The organism is Caballeronia sp. A2-2 (genome assembly GCF_057612605.2).
The window spans coordinates 588,306-614,849 of record NZ_CM173618.1 but is presented as its reverse complement, the minus strand read 5'-3'; the positions used below and the strand labels follow the sequence as shown (position 1 = coordinate 614,849).

At 61.1% G+C, this 26,544-nt stretch carries 21 protein-coding genes; 6 read left to right on the top strand and 15 right to left on the bottom strand.

The genetic code is table 11. The annotated features are described in order from the left end of the window. Positions 1-765, top strand: a complete 765-nt coding sequence (locus ACZCWR_RS26345; protein ID WP_487305959.1) for an ABC transporter ATP-binding protein — start codon at positions 1-3, stop codon at positions 763-765. A gap of 138 nt (positions 766-903) precedes the next feature. Here the strand turns inward: ACZCWR_RS26345 and ACZCWR_RS26340 are convergent, their stop codons facing one another. The 5 genes from ACZCWR_RS26340 to ACZCWR_RS26320 form a co-directional block, all read right to left on the bottom strand. Further along, positions 904-1,374, bottom strand: a complete 471-nt coding sequence (locus ACZCWR_RS26340; protein WP_487305958.1) for a hypothetical protein — start codon at positions 1,372-1,374, stop codon at positions 904-906. Positions 1,375-1,575: 201 nt separating this feature from the next. Further along, complete coding sequence (locus tag ACZCWR_RS26335; protein WP_487305957.1) at positions 1,576-2,952, bottom strand: PepSY-associated TM helix domain-containing protein; 1,377 nt, start codon at positions 2,950-2,952, stop codon at positions 1,576-1,578. 32 nt (positions 2,953-2,984) lie between these two features. Then, complete coding sequence (locus tag ACZCWR_RS26330; protein ID WP_487306153.1) at positions 2,985-5,042, bottom strand: TonB-dependent receptor family protein; 2,058 nt, start codon at positions 5,040-5,042, stop codon at positions 2,985-2,987. A 132-nt stretch (positions 5,043-5,174) separates the two neighbouring features. Then, positions 5,175-5,561 (bottom strand): DUF2946 domain-containing protein, encoded by a 387-nt coding sequence (locus ACZCWR_RS26325; protein WP_487305956.1) that lies wholly within the window; start codon positions 5,559-5,561, stop codon positions 5,175-5,177. A gap of 1,029 nt (positions 5,562-6,590) precedes the next feature. Beyond that, positions 6,591-7,418, bottom strand: a complete 828-nt coding sequence (locus ACZCWR_RS26320) for a MetQ/NlpA family lipoprotein (protein WP_487305955.1) — start codon at positions 7,416-7,418, stop codon at positions 6,591-6,593. A gap of 160 nt (positions 7,419-7,578) precedes the next feature. Here ACZCWR_RS26320 and ACZCWR_RS26315 point away from each other — a divergent pair, with 160 nt between their 5' ends. The 5 genes from ACZCWR_RS26315 to ACZCWR_RS26295 all read left to right on the top strand — a co-directional run bounded on the left by ACZCWR_RS26315 (position 7,579) and on the right by ACZCWR_RS26295 (position 12,883). Continuing rightward, the gene (locus ACZCWR_RS26315) at positions 7,579-8,910 is read left to right on the top strand and encodes an LLM class flavin-dependent oxidoreductase (RefSeq protein WP_487305954.1); all 1,332 of its coding nucleotides are present in this window, start codon (positions 7,579-7,581) and stop codon (positions 8,908-8,910) included. Between the two features lie 97 nt (positions 8,911-9,007). Continuing rightward, on the top strand, positions 9,008-9,982 hold the full coding sequence (locus ACZCWR_RS26310; RefSeq protein ID WP_487305953.1) for a sulfonate ABC transporter substrate-binding protein: 975 nt from the start codon (positions 9,008-9,010) through the stop codon (positions 9,980-9,982). 146 nt (positions 9,983-10,128) lie between these two features. After that, on the top strand, positions 10,129-11,277 hold the full coding sequence (ssuD, locus tag ACZCWR_RS26305; protein ID WP_487305952.1) for an FMNH2-dependent alkanesulfonate monooxygenase: 1,149 nt from the start codon (positions 10,129-10,131) through the stop codon (positions 11,275-11,277). An 8-nt stretch (positions 11,278-11,285) separates the two neighbouring features. Then, positions 11,286-12,080 (top strand): aliphatic sulfonate ABC transporter permease SsuC, encoded by a 795-nt coding sequence (ssuC, locus tag ACZCWR_RS26300; protein WP_487305951.1) that lies wholly within the window; start codon positions 11,286-11,288, stop codon positions 12,078-12,080. Continuing rightward, the gene (locus ACZCWR_RS26295; protein WP_487305950.1) at positions 12,077-12,883 is read left to right on the top strand and encodes an ATP-binding cassette domain-containing protein; all 807 of its coding nucleotides are present in this window, start codon (positions 12,077-12,079) and stop codon (positions 12,881-12,883) included. Before ssuC ends, ACZCWR_RS26295 begins: the two co-directional genes overlap by 4 nt. Before the next feature lie 857 nt (positions 12,884-13,740). Here the strand turns inward: ACZCWR_RS26295 and ACZCWR_RS26290 are convergent. The 10 genes from ACZCWR_RS26290 to ACZCWR_RS26245 form a co-directional block, all read right to left on the bottom strand. Further along, positions 13,741-15,333 carry a rhodanese-like domain-containing protein gene (locus tag ACZCWR_RS26290; RefSeq protein WP_487305949.1) on the bottom strand — a complete coding sequence of 531 codons (1,593 nt, stop codon included), beginning with the start codon at positions 15,331-15,333 and terminating at the stop codon, positions 13,741-13,743. Between the two features lie 85 nt (positions 15,334-15,418). Continuing rightward, on the bottom strand, positions 15,419-17,071 hold the full coding sequence (locus ACZCWR_RS26285) for a rhodanese-like domain-containing protein (RefSeq protein ID WP_487305948.1): 1,653 nt from the start codon (positions 17,069-17,071) through the stop codon (positions 15,419-15,421). 26 nt (positions 17,072-17,097) lie between these two features. Further along, positions 17,098-18,312 (bottom strand): acyl-CoA dehydrogenase family protein, encoded by a 1,215-nt coding sequence (locus tag ACZCWR_RS26280; protein WP_487305947.1) that lies wholly within the window; start codon positions 18,310-18,312, stop codon positions 17,098-17,100. A gap of 22 nt (positions 18,313-18,334) precedes the next feature. Next, positions 18,335-19,480: an LLM class flavin-dependent oxidoreductase gene (locus tag ACZCWR_RS26275; RefSeq protein ID WP_487305946.1), complete on the bottom strand. Its 1,146-nt coding sequence runs from the start codon at positions 19,478-19,480 to the stop codon at positions 18,335-18,337. A 32-nt stretch (positions 19,481-19,512) separates the two neighbouring features. Next, positions 19,513-21,108, bottom strand: a complete 1,596-nt coding sequence (locus ACZCWR_RS26270) for an ABC transporter substrate-binding protein (RefSeq protein WP_487305945.1) — start codon at positions 21,106-21,108, stop codon at positions 19,513-19,515. A gap of 16 nt (positions 21,109-21,124) precedes the next feature. Beyond that, a complete protein-coding gene (locus ACZCWR_RS26265; protein ID WP_487305944.1) occupies positions 21,125-22,117 on the bottom strand; it encodes an ABC transporter ATP-binding protein in 993 nt (330 codons plus the stop codon). Next, positions 22,107-23,129, bottom strand: a complete 1,023-nt coding sequence (locus ACZCWR_RS26260; protein ID WP_487305943.1) for an ABC transporter ATP-binding protein — start codon at positions 23,127-23,129, stop codon at positions 22,107-22,109. Before ACZCWR_RS26260 ends, ACZCWR_RS26265 begins: the two co-directional genes overlap by 11 nt. Further along, positions 23,126-23,917, bottom strand: a complete 792-nt coding sequence (locus ACZCWR_RS26255; protein WP_487305942.1) for an ABC transporter permease — start codon at positions 23,915-23,917, stop codon at positions 23,126-23,128. Before ACZCWR_RS26255 ends, ACZCWR_RS26260 begins: the two co-directional genes overlap by 4 nt. A 59-nt stretch (positions 23,918-23,976) precedes the next feature. After that, on the bottom strand, positions 23,977-24,975 hold the full coding sequence (locus ACZCWR_RS26250) for an ABC transporter permease (protein ID WP_487305941.1): 999 nt from the start codon (positions 24,973-24,975) through the stop codon (positions 23,977-23,979). After that, positions 24,972-26,495, bottom strand: a complete 1,524-nt coding sequence (locus ACZCWR_RS26245) for an ABC transporter substrate-binding protein (RefSeq protein WP_487305940.1) — start codon at positions 26,493-26,495, stop codon at positions 24,972-24,974. The genes ACZCWR_RS26250 and ACZCWR_RS26245 overlap by 4 nt, the downstream gene beginning before the upstream one ends. Between the last annotated feature and the right edge of the window lie 49 nt (positions 26,496-26,544).

Sequence of the window (26,544 nt, the reverse complement as noted above, 5' to 3'; positions counted from 1 at the left end):
ATGGCTAAGGATGATGGACTCGCGTTGCATCACGTCAGCAAGCGCTATGAAGGCGATGCCGCCGCGCCGGTGCTCGAACGCATCGACCTCGATATTCGGCGAGGCGAATTTGTCAGCATCGTAGGCGCGAGCGGATGCGGTAAATCGACCTTGCTTCGGCTGATCGCGGGACTGGATGCGCAGTTCGAAGGCGAGATCGACTTCGAAGGCGAACGCGTGGTATCGACGGATCTTTCACGCGGCATCGTGTTTCAGGATCATCGGCTGTTTCCGTGGTTGAACGTGGAGCAGAACATCGCGGTGGCGCTGCGCAATGCGCCGCTTAATAAGCACGATAAGGCGCGCGCGGTGCAGGAGCATGTGGCGCTCGTTGGGCTGAACGGTTACGAGGCGCTCTTTCCGCATCAGCTTTCCGGCGGCATGGCGCAGCGGGTGGCGATTGCGCGCGGGCTGGTGAATCGTCCACGTTTGCTGTTGCTCGATGAACCGTTCGGCGCACTCGATGCCCTCACGCGCAGCCGTCTGCAACACGAGTTGCAGCGTATCTGGGCGCATGAGCGAATCACGATGGTGCTCGTCACGCATGATGTGGAAGAGGCGGTGCTGCTGGCCGATCGTGTCGTGGTGATGCAGGCGCGGCCGGGGCGTATCGGGGAAGTGATCGATGTGAAGCTGCCGAGGCCACGCGAGCGGAGCCATGCAGAGGTTGCGCGGTTGAGGGATGGGATTGTAGAGAAGTACTTCTCCGAGATTGAAGAAGCGTAGGGGATCACCGCCCCACATCAAGGCGGCGTGGGCGCGGCGCACGCACCGCACCGGCATGGACCGGGCTGCGGATGCGGTGCGAAACCTTCAGGCACAAGCGCTACGCCCACGGGCGTCCGTGAAAGATCGGCCACTGAGTTATTTCGCGCCAGCCAGCGAGAAGGCATCCCACTTCGGATCGATGGGCGTGTGTGGATTGTGGGCGAGCGCTTCCGCGACGAGCGGCTCGCATGCACCATAATCGGACCCGACGCTGTCGCTATGGGCCTGCGGGAAGTTCAGTTGCGTGACGCGTCCGCCCCAGCGATCCACCGTCGCCGTCATGCTGCATTTGCCTGCGCCGCCGACCTTGAGATCGAGAACGAGCGCGTTCAGGTCGAGCGCGGCATCGGAATTGGAAAAATTCCACTGCACTTCCATGCGGTCATCGGGACCGCCGTTGCTGACGAGTTTCATCGTCTTGTCAGGGATACCGACGGACTGCACCAGATCGAGCACATTCGAGCCGATCAACTGGCCCTGTGGATCGCGTGCTTCGTGAGTACGGTAGGCGCTGCAACCTGCGAGCAGCGAAACAACTAGCGAGACGGCTAGCGTCGAACGAGGCATGGAAACTCCTTGGGTCGTAGGGCGCGTTGGAATGCGGGTGGTGCGTGCGCGTTGATCGAAAATCGGTCCGACAGGAAGGGGAACGCACGGTTCCCGGGAATCGGTCAATCGTATGTTCTTTGGCAAGGGGTGTGCCTGGGGGCTTTGCGTTGATTACGCGCGCTTACTTAGTGAGTTGACAAGGAGGTTGAAAGGCGTTCGCTAGGAAACCACCGCGCCTGCCTTACGCTCAAATAACACGCGATCCAAGACCCAAACCAAAATCATCGTCCCTCCCATCAACGGAAACACCACGCCGAGCACAACCATCCCAACCTTCCACCCCCGCATCGGCGGCGACGACCGATCACGCGACGGCGCTCCAATCGCGCCTTTCGGCCTTCGCTTCCACCACATGACGAAACCGGTGATCGCCATCATCGCAAGACCCAATGAAATCCCCGCGCAAACGATCTGATTCGCCAACCCGAAGTACCGTCCCATGTGCAGCGACGTTCCATACGACACCGCCTGCGCCACGCCTCCATAGTCCTGATAGCGAATATCCTTGAGCACTTGTCCGCTGTACTGATCGATATAAACCGTGCGCTCTAGTTTAGGATCGGCGGGAAACCACGAAGCCGTGAACACGCCACTCGCCGAAGCAGGCAACACGAGATCGTATCCACCGCCGCCGCCGCTCACGCCCACTGAAGCAAGAATGTCCTTCACACGCTGCAAAGAAAGCCGCGTGCCCGCAGGAGTTTGCGAATCAGGCACCGTCGCATGGCTTACCGCCCAGGGCGTTTGCGTCAACGGTAAGTCGTCCATCACCATTCCGGGCATGGATGCATCGGCGTGGTGAGCGGTTGTCCCTGATTGCAACGCCAACCCGCCCCACGCACCCGCTGGCGTGCCCATGTTCGCACGCGTCGCCAATGCATTGAATTGCTTGCCCCACGATCCCGACCACGGCAACCCGCTCAACACGAAGAACAACGCACCGAGCGCGAGCCAGATGCCCATTACCGCATGCAGGTTCTTCCATAGCGGTCGGCCCTTGAGTGACAGACGCGGCAAAAACGCATGACGTGCAGTGGTTTTCTCGCGCGGCCACCATAACGCCACGCCTGTGCCGATCATCACGAGCGTCCAGCATGCGGCAAGCTCCATCAGCAATTCGCCGGTCTTGCCGAGCAAGAGTTTGCGATGAATCATGCGGTCCACCTGCATGAAGCGATCTTCTAAACTAAGCGTTCCGAGCACCGCGCCCGTGTACGGATTGACATAGACGCTTTGCTTTGCGCCGTCCTGGAGCTTGAATACGAACTCTGCGCTGCGCGATGGATCGTCGGATACGTGTAGGGTCGATGCAACCGCATTCGCTGGCATAGCGGCGCGCGCGTGTTCAAGCAAGGCATCTGCACTCAGCGCAGGCGTCGCGTGCGGCGTCACGATCAGCCGATCGTGATACAGCAAAGATTCGATCTGCGGCTGAAAACAATACAACGTTCCCGTTATCGCCAGCACAATGATAAAGGGCATCACGAAAAGCCCCGCGTAAAAATGCCAGCGCCAAAGCGTGCGGTATGCGTTCATGTCATGTTCCTTTTGATTCGGTGTCCGTTGCATCAAAACGCGTAGCGCATACCCGCGAAAATGCTGCGCCCTTCGCCCGGATAAAAGATCGCGTTCGATGCGGTGCGCGCATCGGCCACCGTGCTGATATCGCTTACGTAACGCTTATTGGTGAGGTTCCGCGCATCGACGAAGACTGAAAGGCCGGTGCGGAAATCCATGCCCGCCTGCACGCCAAGGAGCGTGTAGCCGGGCACGCGCAAGGTGTTGGCATCGTCGGCCCACGCGCCTGCGGGCACCCAATCCACGGACGCGGAAACGTGAAAGCCGTTGGGCCGCGAATAGCCGAGCATCGCGCGGATTACATTCACCGGCACGCCGGCAATGCGGTTCGAGCCGTATTGCGGATCGTCCTTGAAGCGAAAGTCGCTGAGGTTCCACACGCCCGACAAGGTGAGTTTGTCGCCCGCGCCCGCCTGCGCGAGATCGCGCATGACATCGACGGACACGCCTGCCTCGATGCCCTGCAACACGGTCTTGTTCGCGTTGAACGTGGCGGCGGGAATATCGGGATCGGTCGTGTATTGAAGCAGTTGATCGCGCACCAGCGAGCGATACGCGGTCAGATCCCAGCTCACGCGGTCCCGCGTGCCGCGCGTGCCGAGTTCGAGCGTCCACGCATGTTGCGACGCAAGCGGCGTGAAGCGCGTGGTGTTCGAAAACGTCTGCGTGAGATCGCCGAAGTCGGGCGTGTCCTGACTGCGCGTGATGTCGATATAAGCCTGAATATCGCGGTTCGGCTGCCACATGAGGCCAAGCTTCGGATTTACGCCGCTAAAGGCTTGGCTCGTCGATCTATAGTTGGGATCGGCCGCGAGACCGCCATGATCGACATACTGGCGCACATCGCGCAGCGCCTTGAAGCCTGCCATCAGCGCCACGGTCGGCAGAACGAACAAACGGTCCTCGACATACGCTTCGTAGTTATAGGCGCTCTGCGTCGAGTTGAGCGTCTGCGTGCCTTCATTGCCCGACACGTTCACATATTGCCGCGCCTGCGTGTTGCCGCCGAAAAAACGCGCGCCCGCGATCACGTCATTGCGCATGCCGCCGAGATCGAGCGTCGCCGTATAGCGCGGCGCAATGCCGTACGTCCAGCCGTCCTGATCGATCACCTGGAAGATCGGGTGATACAGGCTCTTGTGGATGCCCCAGGTCACGACGTCGAGTTGTCCCACATCGAGCTTGATGGTGGTTCGATTGGCGATGCGCTCGGTGCGCGTATCGCGCGCCTGATCGCCGGACAGGGCGCTTGCTGCTGCCTTTGTGGGATTGTTCAGCGCATCGCTCAAGGAAAGCGTGCCGGGCAGTTGTTGATCGATGACATATGCGCCGAGATAAAAGCGCGTCTCCACGTTCGGTGAGAATCGATAGCCGATGTTCGCATTGAATTGCTCATACTGGCCGCGATCGTGATCGCGATACCCGTCCGAATGATTCACCGAAAACGTGCCGATGAAATCGAGCGGCCCGGCCACGCGCGAGAACTGCGCACTGGCGCGCACGGTGCCGTAACTGCCACCTTCGAGGCGCACGATGTTGGGCGCTTCCGCCGTGTAGGCGCTTGGCGTGAGAAAGTCGATGGCACCGCCCAGCATCGATGATCCATACGCGAGACCGTTGCCGCCTTTGTACACATCGACGGACTGCAAGGCGAGTGGATCGATCTGATAGTAATCGCCGCTGCCATCCGCGAGATTGGTTGGAATGCCGTCCTGCAGGATTTCGAGCCCGCGCGTGTGATAGCCGCGCGCGATGCCCGAGCCGCGAATGGACAGCCGCAACTCTTGTCCATAGCGATTCTGGACGAACACGCCCGGCACGTTCTTGAGCACGTCGCGCAAGGTGAAAGCATAGGTGTTCTGATAATCCTTGCTATCGACGAAGCCTACCGAACCCACGGTCTGATCGATCGCGCGCTTTTGTTCGACGACGGTGGGCGAGGTCAGGGCGCGCTCGGCTTGGCCTTCGACGACGACGGCGGGCAACGTGGCCGGCGCGTCTTGCGCAAACGCTCGCGTGGCAAGTAACGCTAAAGCGAGCGCGGGCATGGACGGCACAAAGCCGCCGCGCGTGAATTGAACGGGCATGGGTTTTCTCTGATTGTTATGGTCGAACGTGGGCCGCACGTTTCATGGTCGACATGAAACGCACACAGGCACCGCTCTAAAAGGAAGCAACGATCAGATCAGAACCGGAGGTGCGCGAGGCTGCGCGAGGGTGAGTGGCGTAACGCGGCGTTCGCCTTGCACGAACGCGATGACGGGCGTTTGCGTTGCGTGGACGTCCAGCACGAAAAGCCCGCGCAGCGTGGGCAGTGCGGGCGCGTGCGCGAAGAAATGACAGTACGCGCAGGCCTGACCATCGAGATGCGCGAGGGAATCCGACTCGTGATTGCTACTGCCGGAATGATCGGCGACCTTTGCATGTGCCGAACATAGCTCTGTCGACAGATCAAAGGTGTGCTGCTGTGCTGCCAGCACTTGCGAAACCATCGGCGCGAACGTAATCAGCAGCATTGCGAGCAATGCAAGCATGAAACCGGTGCGTTGATGGAGACGGCGGCGCATGTGAAGCAGAGTCGTTGTGAAGATGGGAGTGTGCCGATTATGCCACTGACTTACGCTTGATTACATGCCTTTCGCGTGAAAAATTCCCGGTATTTTATGGGGTGTTGCTAGGTATTTGGCGAGGCTCGGGGTATCGGATAGCGGTGGGTGAGGTGTGGCGTTGTTCGTGCAATGGGCTTCTCTTGTATGTGCTTTTATTGCAGTAGCCGCCTCCCCGGCGGGGGGGTAACTTTCTTTGCTGCTGCAAAGAAAGTCACCAAAGAAAGCAGCTTTTTACCCCATGCACGATGGCTGGAGAGGGTTGGTCTGGATTAACGGATGCAGTGGCCGCAATAGGACTTCCCTCGCATAACCAGCCGCTTAGGCAACCTCGCGATCACGCGTTCAAAAAACAACCGCCAGTGGACCGCGCTCATTCATTCGGCCATGCGCTGCGCGCGCCGAGAACTTTAGAACGGAATCCCGCAGTCTATAAGCGCCCAGCCACATCACACTTACCCGCAAGATTGCTATTCGGTCCTACCTTGGTTAGTGCTCCGATTAAAAGGTGACTTGCGTTGGTATGCACGCTTTGCCCAGAAGCGCTTACCAAGGTAGGGCCGAATGACGACATAACGGTGAGGTGTGAGATGGCTGGGCGCTCATACGTTGCGGGATTCCGTTCTTACGTTCTCGGCGCGCGCAGCGCATGGCCGAAAGAATGATTGCGGTCCACTAGGCCAATAGAAATCGAGCGCGTGATCGCTAGGTTGCCTAAGCGGCTCGTCATGCGTGGACAGTCCTATTGCGGCCACTGCATCGGTTAATCCAGACCACCCTCTCCAGCCATCGTGCATGGGGTAAAAAGCTGCTTTCTTTGGTGACTTTCTTTGCAGCAGCAAAGAAAGTTACCCCCCCGCCGGGGAGGCGGCTACTGCAATAAAAGCCCAGACAAGAGAAGCCCCTTGCACAACAGAACAACAACATCACCCCGGCAACGACAGAAAAAACCAACCACCGTCCATCAGCCCAAGCGCCGCTGGCAAATTTTCACCTCTGCGGCGCCCCCTCCCACGCAGGCAAAGTCGCCCCGTGATAAACCGCAAGGATCGAAGAAGCCACATTCGCCTGCTGATAACTCTCGACAAGCGCTTTCACCCACGGCGCCTGCGCATCCTTTTGATTCACCGCGATGAAGTTGCGATACGGATTCCCCGTCACCTTCTCCTGCGCAATCCGTTCCTGCGGAATCTTGATTCCAGCCTTGATCGCCCAGTCGGTATTGACGACAGCAGCATCCAGATCGCCGATGGCGCGGCCCACAATCCCCGCATCCAGTTCCTTGATCTGCACATGCTTCGGATTGCTTGCAATATCGCGCGCGGTAGGCAGAAGCCCCACATTGTCACGCAGCTTGATGACACCATTGGCCTGCAACAGCAAAAGCGCCCGTCCTTCGTTGCTCGGATCGTTCGGCACGCCGATGGCCGCGTTCTGCGACAACTCATCGACGGACTTCACCTTGCGCGAATACAGACCGATGGGCTGCACATACGTGAATCCAACCGGCACGATAGCGTAATGACGCGCCTGAATCTGTGCGTCGAGATAAGGCTTGTGCTGGAAAGAGTTGGCATCGAGGTCATGTTGGGACAAGGCCTCGTTCGGCTGCGTGTAGTCGGAGAAGGTCGTGACCTTGACGGTCAGGCCGTGTTTCGCCGCATTCGCCGCGACCGCGCGCCACACGTCTTCGTCTTCACCGGACATGATGCCGACGCGCACCGTTTGATTCGCCGCGAACGACGGCTCCGCGCTCATCACGGCGCACGCGATCAGAACGGAAAACAGCACGGTTTGAAAGGGTCGCTTGATCTTCATGAATGGCCACGCATACGGGTTGAAAGAGACGTGATGCTAGAGGCGCGGCGCATGCACGGCAAATAACTTCGAACGCTATCGATATGCACGGAAGCCATTCAAGCGCTCTTTCATGAGTTGGAGTAACTTGGCGCGAGATTCCTTTCTCAAGCGACATCTCATGTCTTCAACCCGACAACTTCATCTCGGCGCGTTCATGCGCCCGGTCAGCCTGCATACCGGCGCATGGCGCTATCCCGGTGCGTATGCGGACGCCAATTTCAACTTCAAACATCTGAAGTACTTTGTGCAGACGCTCGAACGAGCCTGCTTCGATGCATTCTTCATGGCCGATCATCTCGCCGTGCTCAACATGCCCGTGAACGCGCTCAAGCGCAGTCACACGGCGACTTCCTTCGAACCGTTCACGCTGCTTTCGGCGCTGGCATCGGTCACGGAGCGGATCGGGTTGATCGCCACTGCATCGACCACATTCGACGAGCCGTATCACATCGCGCGGCGCTTTGCCTCGCTCGATCATCTGAGCGATGGCCGCGCGGGATGGAATCTCGTCACCACGTCCAATCCCGATGCTGCGCGCAATTTCGGACGCGAGGAGCACATGGAGCACGACGAGCGCTATCGCCGCGCGCGCGAGTTCTACGACGTCGTGACGGGCCTATGGGACAGTTGGGCCGATGACGCCTTCGTGCGCGATGCGGAAAGCGGTCTGTTCTTCGACCCGGAGAAGCTCCATGTGCTCGACCACAAGGGCGAATATCTTTCCGTGCGCGGGCCGCTGAATATCGCGCGGCCCGTGCAGGGCTGGCCGGTCGTGGTGCAGGCGGGTTCATCGGAAGCGGGCAAGCAGCTTGCAGCCGAAACCGCGGATGCCGTCTTCACCGCGCAATCGAATCTCGCTGCGGGCAAGCGCTTTTATGCCGATGTGAAAGGCCGCATGGAACACGCGGGCCGCGCGCGCGACGATCTGAAGATCTTGCCGGGCGCGTTCGTCGTGGTCGGCGAATCGCGCGACGAAGCGCAAGAAAAGCGCGCGCGGCTCGATACCTTCGTGCACGACGAAAGCGGTTTCGCGTCGTTGTCCATCGCGCTCGGGCATGACGTTTCCTCGTTCGATCCAGACGGTCCGTTGCCCGATATTCCCGAGACGAACGCCAGCAAGAGCGCGCGCGAACGCGTGATCGAGATGGCGCGTAACGAAGGTCTGACCGTGCGGCAATTGGCGCAACGCGTCGGCGGTTATTCGGGATTGCAGATGATAGGTACGGCATCCGACATCGCCGATGAAATGGAGCAATGGCTCGTCGAAGAAGGCAGCGACGGCTTCAATGTGATGTTTCCGTTCCTGCCGGAAGGGCTGGACGATTTCGTCGGCAAGGTCGTGCCGGAATTACAACGGCGCGGCATTTTCCGGCGCGCGTATGAAGGCACGACTTTACGCGAACATCTCGGTCTGACAAGACCCGCGAACCGTTTCTTCGATTCTCGCTGAAGCCATATCGTTATCACGATTCCTCGTTTAGCGGCTTGCTTGCGTGTTGCTAACATCGACCGAGTAAGGCATCGACGTTTATCGAGGAACTCACGCAATGTCCGATCGCAACACTCCGCCGTTTGTCCCCGCGCGCCGTCGCGCTATCTTCACGCTCGCTGCGCTCGGCGCAGGTTTATCGGCGGGATTCGCGCGCGCCGCCGATGCACCCAAGACCTTGCGCGTCGGCTATCAGAAGTACGGCAATTTCGTGGTGTTGAAGGCGCGCGGCACGCTCGACAAGCGGCTCGCGGCGCAAGGCGTGACCGTGCAATGGCTCGAATTTCCCGCCGGTCCGCAATTGCTCGAAGGGCTGAACGCGGGCGCGGTGGATATCGGCACCGTCGGTGAAACGCCGCCGATCTTCGCGCAGGCCGCGGGCGTGGATTTTGTGTACATCGCGCATGAACCGCCCGCGCCGCACGCGGAAGCGATCGTCGTGCCGAAGGATTCGAAGATTCAAAGCGTGGCGGAACTGCGCGGCAAGAAAGTGGCTTTAAACAAGGGCTCGAATGTGCATTACCTGCTGGTCGAGGCTTTGAAGAAGTCGAATTTGAAATGGTCCGACATTCAGCCCGTCTATCTCGCACCCGCCGATGCGCGCGCCGCGTTCGTGCAAGGCAGTGTGGATGCATGGGCCATCTGGGACCCGTATCTCGCCGCCGCCGAGAAGCAGGCGAACGCGCGCCAGTTGACGGATGCGAACGGCATAGTCAGCAACGTGCAGTATTACCTTGCCACGCGCAAGATCGCCGCCGCGCAGCCGCAACTCGTGCATGCGGTGCTCGAAGAACTCAATCAGGTGGATGCCTACGCGCGTGACAACGTCGCCGCCGTGGCCGCGCAGCTTTCGCCTTTGGTCGGTCTCGATACGGGCGTGCTCGAAACGGCGCTCAAACGCACTTCTTATGGTGTGCAGCAAATCGAACCGGCCACGCTTGCGTACCAGCAAAAGATCGCCGATGCCTTCACGGAACTCAAGCTCATTCCAAAGAAACTGGATGTGACCGAAGCACGCTGGAACGTAGCGTAAGCGTTCCTTATCACATCCGCATACATCCTTAGCGCGATTCAATGGTTCGCCCGTGGCCGACGCGTCGTTAGACTCGTCGGAGCGCTGGCGCATGCCCGCGATTTTTTACATCAACGTTACGACGAATTCGAAAGGCAGATTCCGCGATGAATGTTTTCTGGTTCATTCCCACGCATGGCGACAGTCGTTATCTCGGCACATCGCAGGGCGCGCGCTCGGCCAACTATGACTACTTTCGCCAGATCGCGGTCGCGGCCGATACGCTCGGCTATGAAGGCGTTTTGTTGCCCACGGGCCGTTCCTGTGAAGACGCATGGGTGGTCGCATCGTCGCTGATTCCGGCCACGAAGCGGCTCAAGTTTCTGGTCGCCATTCGTCCGGGATTGAGTTCGCCGGGATTGTCGGCGCGCATGGCATCGACCTTTGACCGGTTGTCGAACGGGCGTTTGCTCATCAACGTGGTGACGGGCGGCGATCCGAACGAACTCGCAGGCGATGGCGTGTTCAACGATCACGACACACGCTATGAAATCACCGATGAATTTTTGACCATCTGGCGCGGCATGCTGGAAACGTCGCATGAAAACGCAGGCTTCGATTTCGACGGCAAGCATCTGCGCACGCAAGGCGGCAAGGTGCTGTATCCGCCTGTGCAGAAGGCGCATCCGCCGCTGTGGTTCGGTGGTTCTTCACCGGCGGCGCACGAGATCGCGGCGAAGCACATCGACACGTATCTGACGTGGGGCGAGCCGCCCGCCGAAGTGGAAAAGAAGCTCGCAGATATTCGCCGTCGCGCGGCTGCCGAAGGGCGCGAGATGAAGTTCGGCATTCGTCTGCATGTGATCGTGCGCGAGACCGAAGAAGAAGCTTGGGCCGATGCCGACAAGCTCATCAGCAAGCTCGACGATGAAACCATCCGCCGCGCGCAGGCCTCTTTCGCGAAGATGGATTCGGAAGGCCAGCGCCGCATGGCCGCGCTGCATGGCGGCAATCGCGACAAGCTGGAGGTGTATCCGCATCTGTGGGCGGGCGTGGGCCTCGTGCGTGGCGGTGCGGGCACGGCGTTGGTTGGCAATCCGAAGCAGGTTGCAGGACTGATGAAGCAATACGCCGATCTCGGCATCGATACGTTCATTCTGTCGGGCTATCCGCATCTGGAAGAATCGTATCGATTCGCGGAACTCGTGTTTCCGCTGTTGCCGCGTTCTCAGCGCGAACAGGTGACCGGGCCGCTGTCGGGGCCGTTCGGGGAAGTCATTGGCACGTCGGAATTGCCGAAAGTTTCGCAAAGCTGAATATCGACATGAACGTGAATCCGAAACTGCGCCGCGTGGCCGCGCGTGCGCTTCCGTGGCTCGTGCCGGTGCTGATCCTGATTGCGTGGGAAGGCGCGGCGCGTTCGGGCGGTCTGTCCGTGCGCGTGCTGCCCGAACCGCTCGCCGTCGTTAAGGCTGCCTGGACGTTGATACAGTCCGGTGAGATGTGGGCCAACGTGAAGGTCAGCGCATGGCGTGCGCTGGTGGGCTTTGCGATTGGCGGCGGCATCGGCTTCGTGCTGGGCATGGCGACGGGGCTGTTCAAGCCCGCTGAAATCGCGCTTGATTCGACTGTGCAGATGATCCGCAATATTCCCGCCCTCGCGCTCATTCCGCTGCTGATTCTGTGGTTCGGCATCGGCGAGGAAGCGAAGCTCGTGCTCGTTGCGCTGGGTGTGTTCTTTCCCGTCTACGTGAACACGTATCACGGTATTCGCTCGGTGGATCGCGATCTGGTGGAGATGGCGCGAAGTTATGGCTTGTCTGGCTTTGCGCTCTACAGGCATGTGATTTTGCCGGGCGCGTTGCCGTCGATCCTCGTCGGCGTGCGTTTCGCGTTCGGGCTGATGTGGGTGATGCTGATCGTCGCCGAAACCATCTCTGCGCAAGCGGGCATCGGCTATATGACGATGAACGCGCGCGAATTCCTGCAAACGGATGTAGTCGTCGTCGGCATTCTGCTTTATGCGCTGCTCGGCAAGCTGGCCGACATGGCCGCACGCGCGATCGAACGCGTGACCTTGCGCTGGCATCCGGCGTATCAGAACGAGGCGCAATCATGAGCACGATTCATTCGACACTTGGCGGCAGAGCCGATGCGTTCATTCAACCGGTGCCGCGCAGCGCGCCGGTCGCACGCGCGCCTTCTTCCGGTCGAGATGCCGCGGTCAGTCTCAAAGGCGTGGAGAAACGCTTCGGCGAGCGTGCCGTGTTGCACGATCTCGATTTCTCGATCGAGCGCGGCAGCTTCGTTTCCATCGTCGGACGCAGCGGATGCGGCAAGTCCACCTTGCTGCGCCTGATCGCAGGACTCGATCAGGCGACGAGCGGTGTCGTGAAGCGCCATGCGGCTGCATCGGCGAACGAGTTGCAGGTGCGCATCATGTTTCAGGACGCGCGGCTGTTGCCGTGGAAGAGCGTGCTCGACAACGTGATGATCGGTTTGCCGCGCAGCAAGCGTGACGAAGCGCGCGCGACGCTTGCGGAAGTGGGCTTGTCGGAGCGCGAGAAGGATTGGCCATCGCGCTTGTCGGGCGGTCAGCGTCAGCGTGTGGCACTGGCGCGGGCGCTGGTGCATCGGCCTGATTTGCTTTTGCTCGATGAACCGCTTGGCGCGCTCGATGCGTTGACGCGCATCGAGATGCAGGGGCTTATTGAACGCTTGTGGCGGGAGCATAAGTTCACTGCGTTGCTGGTGACGCATGATGTGCAGGAGGCGGTGTCGCTGGGCGATCGAATCGTGTTGATCGAGGCGGGGAAGATTACGCTGGATGCTGCTGTGGCTTTGGATAGGCCGCGTATGCGTACGGCGCCGGGGTTTGCGGAGCTTGAGGAGAAAGTGCTGGAGAGGGTGTTGGGAGGGTGAGGTGTTGCGTTGTTCGTGGGAAGGGCTTCTCTTGTCTGGGCTTTTATTGCAGTAGCCGCCTCCCCGGCGGGGGGGTAACTTTCTTTGCTGCTGCAAAGAAAGTCACCAAAGAAAGCAGCTTTTTACACCATGCACGATGGCGGGAAAGTGTGGCCTGAATTAACGATGCAGTGGCCGCGTTAGGATGTCCCTCGGTTGATTAAGCGCGTGGGCAACCTGGCGATTTCGCGCTCGAATTCATTTACTTTAGTGGCCCGCATTCATTCTTTCGGCCATGCGCTTCGCGCGCCGAGAGCTTTAGAACGGAATCCCGCAGCGTATCAGCGCCCAGTCACCTCACACCTCCCCGCAAGATTGCTATTCGGCCCTACCTTGGTTAGTGATCCGACTAAAAGGTGACTTGCGTTGTTGTGTGCGCTTTGCCCAGAAGCGCTTACCAAGGTAGGGCCGAATAACGACATAACGACGAGGTGTGATGTGGCTGGGCGCTGATACGCTGCGGGATTCCGTACTAAAGCTCTCGGCGCGCGCAGCGCATGGCCGAAAGAATGATTGCGGTCCACTAACACGAAGGATTCGAGCACGCAATCGCAAGGTTGCCTAAGTGGCTCGTGATGCGTGGCAAGTCCTATTGCGGCCACTGTATCGGTTAATCCAGACCAACACTCTCCAGCCATCGTGCCTGGGGTAAAAAGCTGCTTTCTTTGGTGACTTTCTTTGCAGCAGCAAAGAAAGTTACCCCCCCGCCGGGGAGGCGGCTACTGAAATAAAGACACAAACAACAGCGGCCCCTCGCACGCAAAAAACCAACCCATCAACGACAGCAGACATATCAAAACGAGTGCCGCTGTCCACAGCTAATCGTCTTCCAAGGCGGCCATAACCGCCGCCTCCCCCACATGAAAAGCACTCAACTCATCCGGTTCGCATTGCGCGATCAAACCGGTCTCCCACGCGAGATATTGCCGAGCTGCATCGAGATTGCCGTCATGGCGATCATGCACGAAGAACAGATAGTCGATGCGCTCTTTGGGGTCCAGCCGGAACTCACTGCGATCCACTTCAAAACCAGCACTTTCCCAAGCATCCATCCCTTGAGCGAACACTGTCACATCGATAAAACCCGCATCGCGCAGATCCGCAGCAATGAGACTGGCTTGTCCCTTGGAATCGGCGAACAGCGTCAACGGCGTCGACTTTTCCGCATCGGCGTGAAGCAACGTATCGAACACGCGCGGACGAATGGTCCAATACGAATGCGCTGGACGTTCACGTTGATGCGCGGCACTCGACCGAACATCCAGCACGAGCGCATCGGGCTTGGGCGTACCATCGACGTCATCGAATTCAGGCTTGATCAAGCGCTCTTTCAACGCAAGCGTCGCATCCACAGTCGCGACTTCATAACCCATTTGCACAAGCCAATGCGCGACAACCGGCGCGCGTATGCCGTCATGATCGAGCAGCAGCAAACGCGCACCGCGCACCGCCACGTACTGATCGGTCGCCTGCACGAGCTGACCACCGGGCGCATGCTGCGCGAAAGCCCGCCCATCACGCTCGTATTCCTCGGGCGGGCGCACATCGAGCAGATAGGTGGTGCGGCTTGCATCGTCGATCCACGCGCGTGCGGTGCGTTCGTCGAGCGTGATTACGCCGAAGCGCCGCGCCAACGCCTGCGCACGACTCCGTGAGTCCGGCGATAATGATTCGTTATCCATATAAGTTCGACGGCTGCCATGTTCCAGTTCCAGCCCCGCGAGCGCCCAGCCTTGTGTACCGTTTTCCAGCGCGAATACATCGCGCCGAATGCCGAGATTGCGCAGGGTCTGCGCGCCGATGATACTGCGCGTGCGCCCCGCGCAATGAATCACGATGGTGGTATCCGGCGATCCGGCGAACGCATCGATGTGCGCGGCGAGTTCGCCGTTAGGCACGCACACCGCCCCGGGAATTGCCATTTTGCGATGTTCCTCGCGCGTGCGGCCATCGATCAACGCGATCGGACAGCCGCCACGTTCGGTGCGCCAGCGCTGTAATTGCGCAGCGCTCACATGCGGTGTGCCGTATTCGTGTTCGACGAGTTCGCCGAACGTCTTCGACGGCACGTTGACGCCGCGAAACAGCGTATAACCCGCACGTGTCCACGCATTCACGCCACCGTCGAGAGTCGAGATGTCGCGGTAGCCGAGTGTTTGCAATCGAATGGCTGCACGACGGGCGACCTGTTCGTCGCCATCATCGAACACGACGATGCGTACGCCCGCGCCCGGCAACAAGCGCGGCGCATCGAGTTCGAGACGGCTGAACGGCAGCGGCACCGCGAAGAACGGATGTCCTTCGCCGAACTGTCCGGCTTCGCGAACGTCGAGCAGGGCAAGCTCGCCGCCGTCGTTGAGCCAGGCGCGCAGGGTGGGTGCATCGATGAAGCGTAAGGCGTCGATGGGCATGGACAGGTCGTGTAAGTTGAACCGCGGTACAACGCTATTCTAGAAACGGTTCGGTTTCCGAAGGAACGAAACAATCATCCTATCGTTATTTCAACGTGTTCAAACGCTCACGGCTGCGCTGTGCCGTGGACGTGCCGAAGTCCACTACATCGATGGAATGAAGGCCATCGCGTTCGAGCTGCGCGACGAGCTGCAATTCCCACGCAAGATAGCCGTTCATTTGCGCGGCGACCTGATCGGGCTGCGCGTGATACGGGCTATACCACGCATCGTCGTCGCCGGTGAGGTTGTCCGTATCGCCCGAATCTTTCGGAAAGCCAAGCGCGAGCCAACGGCGCGTGCCGCCGATCAACGCGGCTACATCGTCGCGATGCCGCGCGAGTTCTGCCGCGACGACACCCGCGAGCACGCCATCGTTCGATGTCAGCACGAGCGGCGTATCGCGCGAAAGCCGGTGCAGATGCGTCGCAAGTTCGCTCGCCGCAATGAAGCGCGCACCCGCGATATGCGCACGCCTGAACGCAAGACTCCGATCGATATCGACCACTTGCGCACGCCCGTCGTTCAAATCGCGCGCCAGATGATCCGGCTCGATCCAGCGCGTGCGCGCACCATGCGGACGTACACGTAGCGGCTCCGGTCCTGCTTCGAACGATTCGGTGTCCAATGCATTGCTTGCCGCATCATCGAGGATACGCACGTCGAGATAGCCCAACTGCCTGAGCCACGACGCTGTCATGCGTGCGCGCACGCCATCGTCGTCGCGCAGCACCACGCGGGCGTGCAGCGTGCCGATGTATTCGTCCGTCGCCTGGACGAGTTGGCCGCCCGGCGCGGACCGCCAGCCTGCCGGATGGCCCGCCTCGTATTCGAGCGGGTCGCGCACGTCGAAGCGATACAGCGTGCGCTCCGTGCTTTCCTTCTCCAGCAAGGCAAGCGTTTCGCGGTTGATGACCGGCACGTCCGCTCGACGGGCGGCCGCCGCCGCGAGTTCACGCGCACGAGCAAGCGCGGCGGCACCCGGACGCGGCGCGGTGCGATTTCCCCCGTGTTCGAGTTCGAGTCCCGATAGAAGCCACGACATCGACCCGCCCGTGAGCGCGGCGACCGGATTCGGCACGCCCGCATTGATGAGCGATTGCGCGCCGAGAATGCTGCGCGTGCGCCCCGCGCAGTTCACGACGATCAGCGTCTCAGGCGAAGGTGCTGCCGCCAGCGCGCGATACACCAGTTCAGCGCCCGCGCAGTCGATGCCGCCAGGAATGTTCATCGTGTTGAATTCGTCGAACGGACGTGAATCGAGCACGACGAGATCATCGCCCGCATCCTGACGCGCCTTGAGCGTGAGCGCATCGATATTCGGCGTGCCGAGTGCATGTTCGATGACTTCGCCGAACGCCTTGCCGGGCACGTTGGTGCCGCTGAAGACTTCGAATCCCGCCTGCGCCCAGCCGTCCACGCCGCCTTCGAGTATCGAGACATCGGCATAGCCCCAGCGCGCGAGCAACGCGGCCGCGCGCGGCGTGTGCTCGCCGTGGGTATCGACGAGAACAACAGGCGTGCCGCGCCTCGGGACCAGGCGTTCGATCAGGAGTCCGAGCCGCCCCACCGGCGCGACCGATGAGTAGAACAAACGGCGACGCGCGGAAACACCTTCCTCGCGCACATCGAGCACGGCGAGTTCTGAACGTTGAGCAATCAGCGTGCGCAACTGCGCAGGGGAAACGGAGCGGGACATGAGCAGGAATCCTTTGCAATATAAAATCAGAAGAACGCGGCATGCGGCAGCGCGGCGCCATTCACGGCATGATCGCCGATGGCGCGCGCCTTGTAAGCCACCGGATTGTGCGAGGCAATCGTGCGGATGTTGCGCCAGTGACGGTCGAGCCGCGCGCGTTGCGTCGCCGCCGATGCGCCGCCTGCATCGAACAGACGCGTGGCCGCTTTCAACGCAATATCGTCGATGGCGACTTTCGACTTGGCTGCCTGCAACGCGGCTTCGATATAGAGCGCGTCGTCCTGCTTGCCCGCGAGCGACGAATCGAAGGCCGCGCCCAGCGTCGCGCCCGCGCGGAGCACGGCAGATTCCGCGATGAACGCCGCGCTCTGTAATTCGCCGACGATCTGTTGCAGGAGCGGATCGTCGGCGGGACGTTCGGCGCTTGCGTGGTAATAGTTGCGGCCGCGCGTCGCGACGAGCCGCGCGGCATCCGTTGCGATTCGCCGCACGATGCCCGCGATGATCGTGGTCAGCCACAACTGCGCGAAGGTGGCCTGATGCGCGATCTTCACGTCTTCGTCGAGCGGGAGTACGTCGCGCGCATCGACTTCGACATCGGTAAAGACGGTTGTGCCGCTTGCCGTCAAACGCTGACCGATGCCGTCCCAGTCGTCGCGCACATCCACGCCCGCTTGCCGCACGCCCACGCGCGCCACGACGAAGCGGCCATCCGGTGTCTTCGCATTCACCATGATGTGATCGAAGTACAGATTGCCGGTGCTGTAGAACTTCGTGCCGGTGAGACGAAAGCCCGCACCGTGCGGCACGAGGCGCGTGTTGCCATCGCCATCGCCGACATGTTGCGTGCCGTTTTCGCTTGCGCCGAGGCCGAACAGCTCGCCCGCGCGCACGCGTTCCAGCCAGCGCGCATAGTGCGGCAGATGCGCGGCGCGCTTCGCCTTTTCGACGAACGCAAAGTGATTGCGCAGGATGTGGGGGATATTCGAATCCGCCGCGCCGAGTTCGAGCACGAGTTCGTAGAGTTGCGGCAACGTGGCGCCCGCGCCGCCTTCGGAAACGGGCAGGCGGAATAGGCCCAGACCCGCTGCGCGAACGCGTTCGATGGCATCGCGTGTATCGGCTTCTCCCTGATCGCGCGCTTCGCTGCTCGCGGCGATATGGTCGATCAACGCGCGCAGTTCGCGGCTTCCCGGAAGGACGCTCTGCAAGGCGTTTCGAGGTGAGACGACGGCATTCATGTTTCGATTTCCTTATAAAAATTCAGCGATCGATTGCGATGCGCAAACCCGCTTGTTCCATCAACGGCAAGACCGCTTCGCCGAAGTACGCGAGATCCGGCTCGAAGTCGAAGAAGGTAAGTTGCACACCATCGACGCCCGCTTTTTTAAGGCGCAAGAGATCCTCCACCACGCGTTCCGGCGATCCGATGATCTGAATGTTCCCGCCCAGCACGCGTTGTTCGCGCTGATGGTTCGCCCACGCTTTCGCATCGCTACGGCGTCCGGTGAAGCCATCGACTGCGCCGAAGTCACCGTGCGAGAGAATTGCATCGTGATAGGCGTGCGCTTCGCGTTCGGTCGGGCGACACACGATCGTCGGATTGATCAGCGTGCGTATTTCGCGCTGGTTATCCGCTGCCGCTGCGCGAATCTGCGCGGTATGCGCGGGCAATACATCGAGCGCGGCATCGATCTGCGCGCCCGCCGAACTCGTGATGAAGATCAGGTCCGAATGTTTCGCTGCATATGCAATGCCCGCGGGCGAACTCGTCGCGTTGACGAGCACGGGCCGTCCATAACGCGGCTTCGGCGACGAGAACGCGTTCTTCGTCGAATACCATTCGCCGTCGAAGGTGAGGTTTTCGTCGAGCGTCCAGAGCTTGTCCATGAGTTCGACGAATTCAGCCGCCATGCGATAGCGCTCGTCATGCTCGAAATGCCCGCTGCGCCCGAACATTTCCGCTTCGTCGATGGAATGCCCCGTCACCATGTTGAGGCCCCAGCGTCCCTGCGAAATATGATCGAGCGTTGCGCCGAACTTGGCGAGATGCAGCGGATGCCAGTTGCCATAGAGAATGTGCAACGTCGAAACGAGCAGGATGCGCTCCGTGATCGACGCCAGCGAGGCAATGGTGATGAACGAATCCAGCGACAGATTGCGATAACGCATCTCGCCGCCGTGGCCGTCGCGCCCGAGCCATTGTGCAAGCCCGAACACAAGATCGAAGCCGAGCGCTTCGGCTTTTTTGGTTAGGCGTGCGTTGTAGTCGAAAGTCCAGTCGGTGGTGCGCGGCAAGGTGGACATCGACCAGCCGCCGCTTTGAATGGGCAGGAACAGGCCGAGCATCAAGGGCTGGCGCATGGCGCGCGAGAGCGGGCTGTCGGGAAATTCGGCGGGAGAGTTCATGCGATGTCGTGACCTGTGAATTGAACGGGACGTCAGGCGTTGCGCACGCCGGCCAGCGACGAATACGCGCCCATCGGCGTCGAACTGAAGCCGGTGAGATCCGCCGCGTGGATCGAATACAAGTGCAGTTCGAGCAGGTTGATCGAGGGCACCTGTTGCTGCGCGATGAGTTGCATGGCGTCGATGAAGGGCTTGCGTTTGACGGGATCGGCCTCGCTCACCAACCCTTCGATAGAGTGGTCCATCTCGGGCGTGCTGTAACCGCTCGCATTGCTCGACGTGGAGCCGGGCTTGATCTGTTTGGTCCAGTAGCGGCGCGTCACGCCGAGTTGCGGATCGGCGAAGGCGGAGTACCAGTTCGTGAGCGTGTCGAAGTCGTAATCGGCGTAGGCGCGGCGATTGAAGGTCGGCACGTCGGTAGCGATCAGTTGAAGCTCCACGCCGATTCGCCGTAACTGCGCCTGAATGAATTGCGCCGTCAGCGTGTATTGATTGCCGAACGGAAGCGGCAGATTGTTCAGGCGCAGGCGCACGTTGTCGCTGCCGCGCTTGAGGCCCGCTGCATCGAGCAAGGCTTCGGCCTGCGCGGGATCGAACTTGTATTGCGGCAGGTCCGGCTTGAAGAAGTCCTTCTGATAGCTCGGAATCGGTCCTTGCGCGGGCTTCGCGAGGCCATACCAGACGATGTGTGCAAGGGCATCGCGATCGATCGCATGCGCGAACGCTTGTCTCACGCGGATGTCCTGAAACTGCTTGCGCCGCATGTTGAAGTCGAAGAAGCAGACCGGCGCGATGCCATCGAACGCGCGGCTCGACACGACGAAACGCTTGTCGTTTCGCAGACGCGCGAGGTCGGGCAACGAGACGGCATCGGTCGGTGCATAGCGCAGGTCGCCGGATTCGAGCGCGGTCAGGCGCGCGCCCGCATCGGGGATGATGCGAAAGATGATCTGCTCGAAGTGCGGCGGATTGTTCTTGTCCCAGTAGTCGGGATTGCGTTCGAGCGACACGTAATTGCCGCGCTGCCACTCGTGGAACTTGTACGGTCCGTTGCCAATCGGCCGCGCGTTCAGCGGATTAGTGAGCGGCGGAGTGCCTGCGTAGAGATGCTTCGGCAAGATCTGTGTTTCGAAGCCGCCGAGTGCGGCCCACATGGCGGGCACGGGTGACGAGAAGCGAAAGACGGCGGTGTGCGCGTCGGGCGTGTCCACTGCATCGAGCGTGGCGAAGGTCGCGCCGCCGCGTGGATGGAAGCGCTTGGTCACTTCCATCAGCGAATACTGCACGTCGGCGGACGTGAAGGGTTGGCCGTCGTGCCACTTCACATCGTCGCGTAAATGGAAGGTCACGGTCTTGCGGTCGGGCGTTTCTTCCCATGAACGCGCGAGTTGCGGAACGGGCTTGAGCGCATCGTCGTATGTGATGAGACCGTCGAACAGATTCACCGACACAATGACCGCCGGATTGGAAATGTTCAGTCCTGCTACCCAGCCCGCCGGTTCAGGCACGATGCTCGCTTGAAGCACCGCGTGATCTTTGGCGCTGTCAGCAGCGAAAGCCAAGCCGGGCAGCATCGGCGCGGCGGCGGTGGCAGCGGCCATCTGAAAGAACTGACGACGCGTGATCAATTCGAATACTCCCCGTTCATGCAATGACAATAGGTTTAGCCGCGCTTTCTCCGGGCGCGACGCTGGTTGCTTCCTGATGCAGATGGCACGCCACTGTATGTCTGCGCGATAACGTCACCGGCTGCGGCTCGAGTTCGCCGCACACGCTCATGGCATGCGGGCAACGCTGACGAAATCGGCAACCTTGCGGAATATCGAAAGGGCTCGGCAATTCCGCCGACGTCGAATTCGATTCGGATGACGAACGAGATGCGCGAGAAGGAATGGAATCAAGCAGCAGTCGCGTGTACGGATGCGCCGCGTCCTTCCAAAGCCGCGCGCGCGGCACCACTTCGACAATACGCCCGAGATACATCACGGCAATGCGGTCCGCGAGATGTCCCACCGCCGCCAGATCGTGACTGATGAACAGATACGCCATGCCGCGCTGCTGCTGAAGGTCGCCAAGCAAATTGAGCACTTGCGCCTGCAAGGACACATCGAGCGCGGAAACCGGTTCATCGCAGATGACGATATCCGGGTCGATGGACAACGCCCGCGCGATGTTCGCGCGCTGCCGCTGTCCGCCGGAGAGTTCATGCGGCAAACGGTTCGCGAGCGATGGCGCGAGTCCCACTTGCGCGAGCAAGGTATCGATGCGTTCACGCCGGTCCGCACGCGTGCCGATGCCATGCAGTTGCAGCGGCAGAGAGAGCGTCTTGCGCACCGTCTTGCGCGGATCGAGCGCGGAGAGCGGGTCTTGAAAGACCATCTGTATGCGCTTGCGCCAGGGCAGTAGGCGGCGCGCGTTCAGTTGGGAGATGTCGGTGCCGTCGAGTCTTATCGCGCCGCTGTCCGCATCGATGAGACGCACCAGCGCACGGCCGAGCGAACTCTTGCCACAGCCGGATTCGCCGACGAGGCCCACCGTCTCGCCACGCGAGATGCCGAGCGAGACTTCATCGACGGCGGTGAGTACGCCGCGTCGCGTCCGGTAACGCACGCTCAGCGTGTCGATATCAAGCAGCATGAGCGTGCCTCGCTTCGATAAGTTCGGTATCCTGAGCGCGAATGCAACGCACGCCGTCTGCGCCGTGCACGTGCCACGGCGGCACGGCATCGCGGCAACGCGCTTCGGCGAACGCGCAGCGCGGAGCGAAGGCGCATCCGCCAGGTGCGAGACCGGGTGCGGGCACGGCGCCGGGAATTTCGGAAAGACGCGTGCGCGCGCCGCGTTCTTGCGCACCGTGCGGCGGACGCGCGCGCAGCAAACGCTGCGTATAGGGATGCAGCGGCGCATCGAACAGCGCATCGACGCTGCGTTCCTCGATCTTGCGGCCGGCGTACATCACCGCGACGCGATGCGCGAGTTGCCCGACGATGCCAAGATCATGCGTGATGAGCAGCAGCGCCATGCCCGTTTGCCGTTGCAAGGACGCGAGCAGCGCGAGAATCTGCGCCTGAATGGTGACGTCGAGCGCGGTGGTGGGTTCATCGGCGATCAACAGACGTGGTTCGCCCGCGAGCGCCATTGCGATCAGCACGCGCTGACGCATGCCGCCGGACAGCCGGTGCGGATAATCGTCGATGCGTCGCGCAGGCTCGGGAATGCCGACGAGGCGCAGCAATTCGAGCGCATCGCGGCGCGCAGCACGTCCACGCAATCCACGATGCAGCGTGATCGCTTCCTCGATCTGCCGTCCCACCGTGCGCACCGGATTGAGCGCGGAGAGCGGGTCCTGAAAGATCATGCCGATGCCGCCGCCACGTAGCGCGCGCCAGCCGCGTTCGTTGAGCTTGGTCAGGTCTGCGCCGTCGAAACGCATCGCGCGGCTCGTGACGTTCGCATCGGGTGCGGATAAAAGGCCCATGAGCGCGAGCGCCGTCGTCGATTTACCGCAGCCGGATTCGCCGACGAGCGCGAGCGTTTCGCCGGGCGCGATATGCAGCGAAAGCCCATCGACAGCCAGTGCCGATGCGCCATCACGCGTACGAAACGCGACGTTCAGTTCGTCCACCTGAAGAAGCGGTGAAGTCGTCATGCGCCGCTCCGCCGTGCGCCATGATGGCGCGGATTGGCCAGATCGTTCAGGCCGTTGCCGAGCAAATTCAGCGCGAGCACCGTGACCAGCACCGCGCCCCCGGGAATCGCGGTCATGTACCACGCGGTCTGCAAGGCTTCGCGTCCCGAACCGATCATGCTGCCCCACGTGACCACGTTCGGGTCGCCGAGACCAAGAAACGACAGCACGGCTTCGGTGAGGATCGCGTTGCCCGCGAGGATCGAGATCATCACGATGGCGGGTGTCATCACGTTCGGCAGCACGTGTGTCATGACGATGCGCGCCCGGCCCATGCCGATCACGCGCGCGGCCTGCACGTATTCCGCGCGGCTCACGCGCAGCGCTTCGGCGCGCACCAGACGCGCGACCTGCGGCCAGCTCGTCAACGCCACGCTCAGGACGATGGTCGGCACGCTCGGCCTCACCACGACCACCATGACGATGGCGAACAGCAGCGCGGGCATGGTCTGGAAGCATTCGGTGAGACGCATCAAGGCTTCATCGACGATGCCGCCATAGAAGCCTGCAACCGCGCCCACCAACGCGCCCGCGAGCGCCGCCAGAACGCCCGCCGCGATGCCGATTTCCAGCGACACGCGCGCCCCGTAGGCAATGCCGCTCAGAATGTCGCGGCCCATCATGTCGGTGCCGAGCGGAAACGCGCGGTCGGTGCCGGGCCACACGAACGGCGTGCCGACCATGTCCATCGGATCGTAGGCGGTCAGATGCTTCGCCGTTATCGCGATGATCAGGATAACGATAAACATCAGCGTGCCTGCAAACAAGCTCGGTGCGATGCGAAGTCTATTCAAGGTAAGGACGTGGCTCATCGTTCCACCTCGATACGCGGATCGAACCAGCCATAAGCCAGGTCCGCAAGTAGATTTACCGCAAGCACCAGCAACGAACTGACGAACAGAATGCCGAGCAGGAGATTGAGGTCGCGCGATGACACCGCATCCAGCGCGAGTTGCCCGAGGCCCGGCCAACTGAACACGGTTTCGATGGCGACGGACCCGCTAAACAGCGTGCCGAACTGCAACGCGGTCATCGTGACGATGGGCAACAGCGCGTTCGGCACCACATGCGACACCACCGCGCGCCAGCGCGATACGCCCTTGGCGCGCGCGGTGCGCACGAAGTCGAGCCCGGCCACTTCGAGCACCGAAGCGCGCATGAGCCGCGCGTAGATGGCGAGGTAATACGCGGAGAGGCAGAAGACCGGCATCGCCATATGCGCGGCGATGTCGCGAACATGCGCCCAGCCGTGCAGGTTCGCGCCGAGCGTGGTCATGCCGCCCGAAGGCAGCCAGTGCAGATGTGCCGAGAACAGCACCATCAACATGAGGCCGAGCCAGAACAGCGGCGTGGCGAAGCCGAGCGTCGCGATGACGGACACGAGCACATCGACCCAGCGCCAGCGCGATACGGCGGCCAACGTGCCCGCCGCGCAACCCACGATCAACGCGATCACGAGCGCGCTCACGAGCAGCAACGCGGTGGCCGGCAAGCGCTGTCCGATGAGATGCAGCACCGATTCGTTATAGCGGAACGACCAGCCGAGATCGAGATGCGCGAGGCGCTTGAGATACGCGATGAATTGAATCGCGAGCGGCTGATCGGTGCCGAACTGACGGCGCAATTCGGCCATGTATTCGGGGGTGGCCGCGCCCGCTTCCCCTGCGATCACGTCGGCAAGATCGCCCGGTGCGAGCCGCAGCCAGAAGAAGTTCGCAATGGCGATGACCGCGACCAACGGCAACGCCTGACACGCGCGTCGCAATGGATAGGGCCATGGCCGGTGCGTTACCGCGTTCGTGCTCATGTCGCACTCAGTCCCACATCGTCGAGCGACGCATATACGCCGATCGGCGTCGTGTTCACGTTTTGCAGACGCTTCGAATAGATGCGGAAGAACTTGAGTTCCGCGAGCGTGATGGAAGGCACGTCGCGCTGCGCGAGTACCTGCAATCGGTGAATGGCCTGCGTGCGCTTTTGCGGGTCCTGCTCCGTCTGAATGCTTTCGACGACCGCATCCATTTCCGGCGATGCATAGCCGGAACCGTTACTCCACGCCGCGCCCGCGATGATGTTCTTCGACCAGAAGCGGCGGATCACACCAATCTGCGGGTCGGCGAAGGCGGCGTAGAACGCGCTCATCGTGTCGAAATCGTGTTCGCTGAAAATCTTGCGCAGGTATGTCGGCAAGTCGTAGTTGATGAGCGTGACCTCCACGCCAATGCGTTTCAACTGCTGCTGAATGAACATGCCCGCGCGTTGATAATCTTCGCCGTACGTATGATTCAGATGATTGAAGCGAAGGCGCACGCCATCGGCGCCACGCTTCAAACCGGCTTCATCGAGCAAGGCTTCGGCACGCGCGGGATCGTAGGGATATTGCGGCGTGTCTGCTGTATAGAAGTTCTTTTGATAGCTCGGCACCGGCCCGGTCGCGGGCGTGGCGAAGCCATAAAACACCGCTTGCGCAAGCTGTTTCGTGTTGATCGCATGCGCGATGGCCTGCCGCACGCGCACATCCTGAAAGCGCTTCTGGCGCAGGTTGAAGTCCATGAAGAACATCGGCGCATTCGAGCGCCAGCCCTTCGAATCGATCACGAGATTCGGGTCTTGTTCGAGTCTGCGCGCTTCGATCAGCGATACCGGCGTGAGCGGTGCGTATTGCACGGTGCCGCTTTGAAGCGCGACGCTGCGTGCGCTTGCATCGGGAATGATGCGGAACACGAGTTCGTCCACGCGTGGCTTGCTCTTGTCCCAGTAGTCGGGATTTTTCGTCAAGCGGATGTAGTTGCCGCGGCTCCATTCCTTGAACACGAACGCGCCCGTGCCGACCGGTTTCGCGTTGTACGGATTGGTCAGCGGATCGGTGCCCGCATAGAGATGCTTCGGGAAGATGAACGCGGAGGACGTATCGAGGTAAGCCCAGATCACCGGCGATGGCTGCGCGAGACGGAACACGGCGGTGTGCGCGTCGGGCGTATCGACGGCGGTGATCTGCGCGAAAGTGGGCCGCGCGATGGGATGCACTTTCTTCGATACTTCCATGATCGAATACTGCACGTCAGCCGAGGTGAACGGCGTGCCATCGTGCCAGCGCACATCGTCGCGCAGCTTGAACGTGATGGTGCGGCGATCGTCCGATTCGGTCCATGAACGCGCGAGTTGCGGCACGGGATGGAAGTTTTCGTCGTAGGTAATCAGTCCATCGAATAAATTGCTCGATACGACATTGGTCGGATTCGCGGGCGTGGAACCCGAAGCCAAACCGGCTGGCTCGGGCAACGTATTGGCGACGAGCACCGTCGGCGCCGCGGCGTGTGCGGTCAAAGGCAATTCGAGCAAACCGGCGCTGGCGAGCGCGCTGCTTCTGATAAGA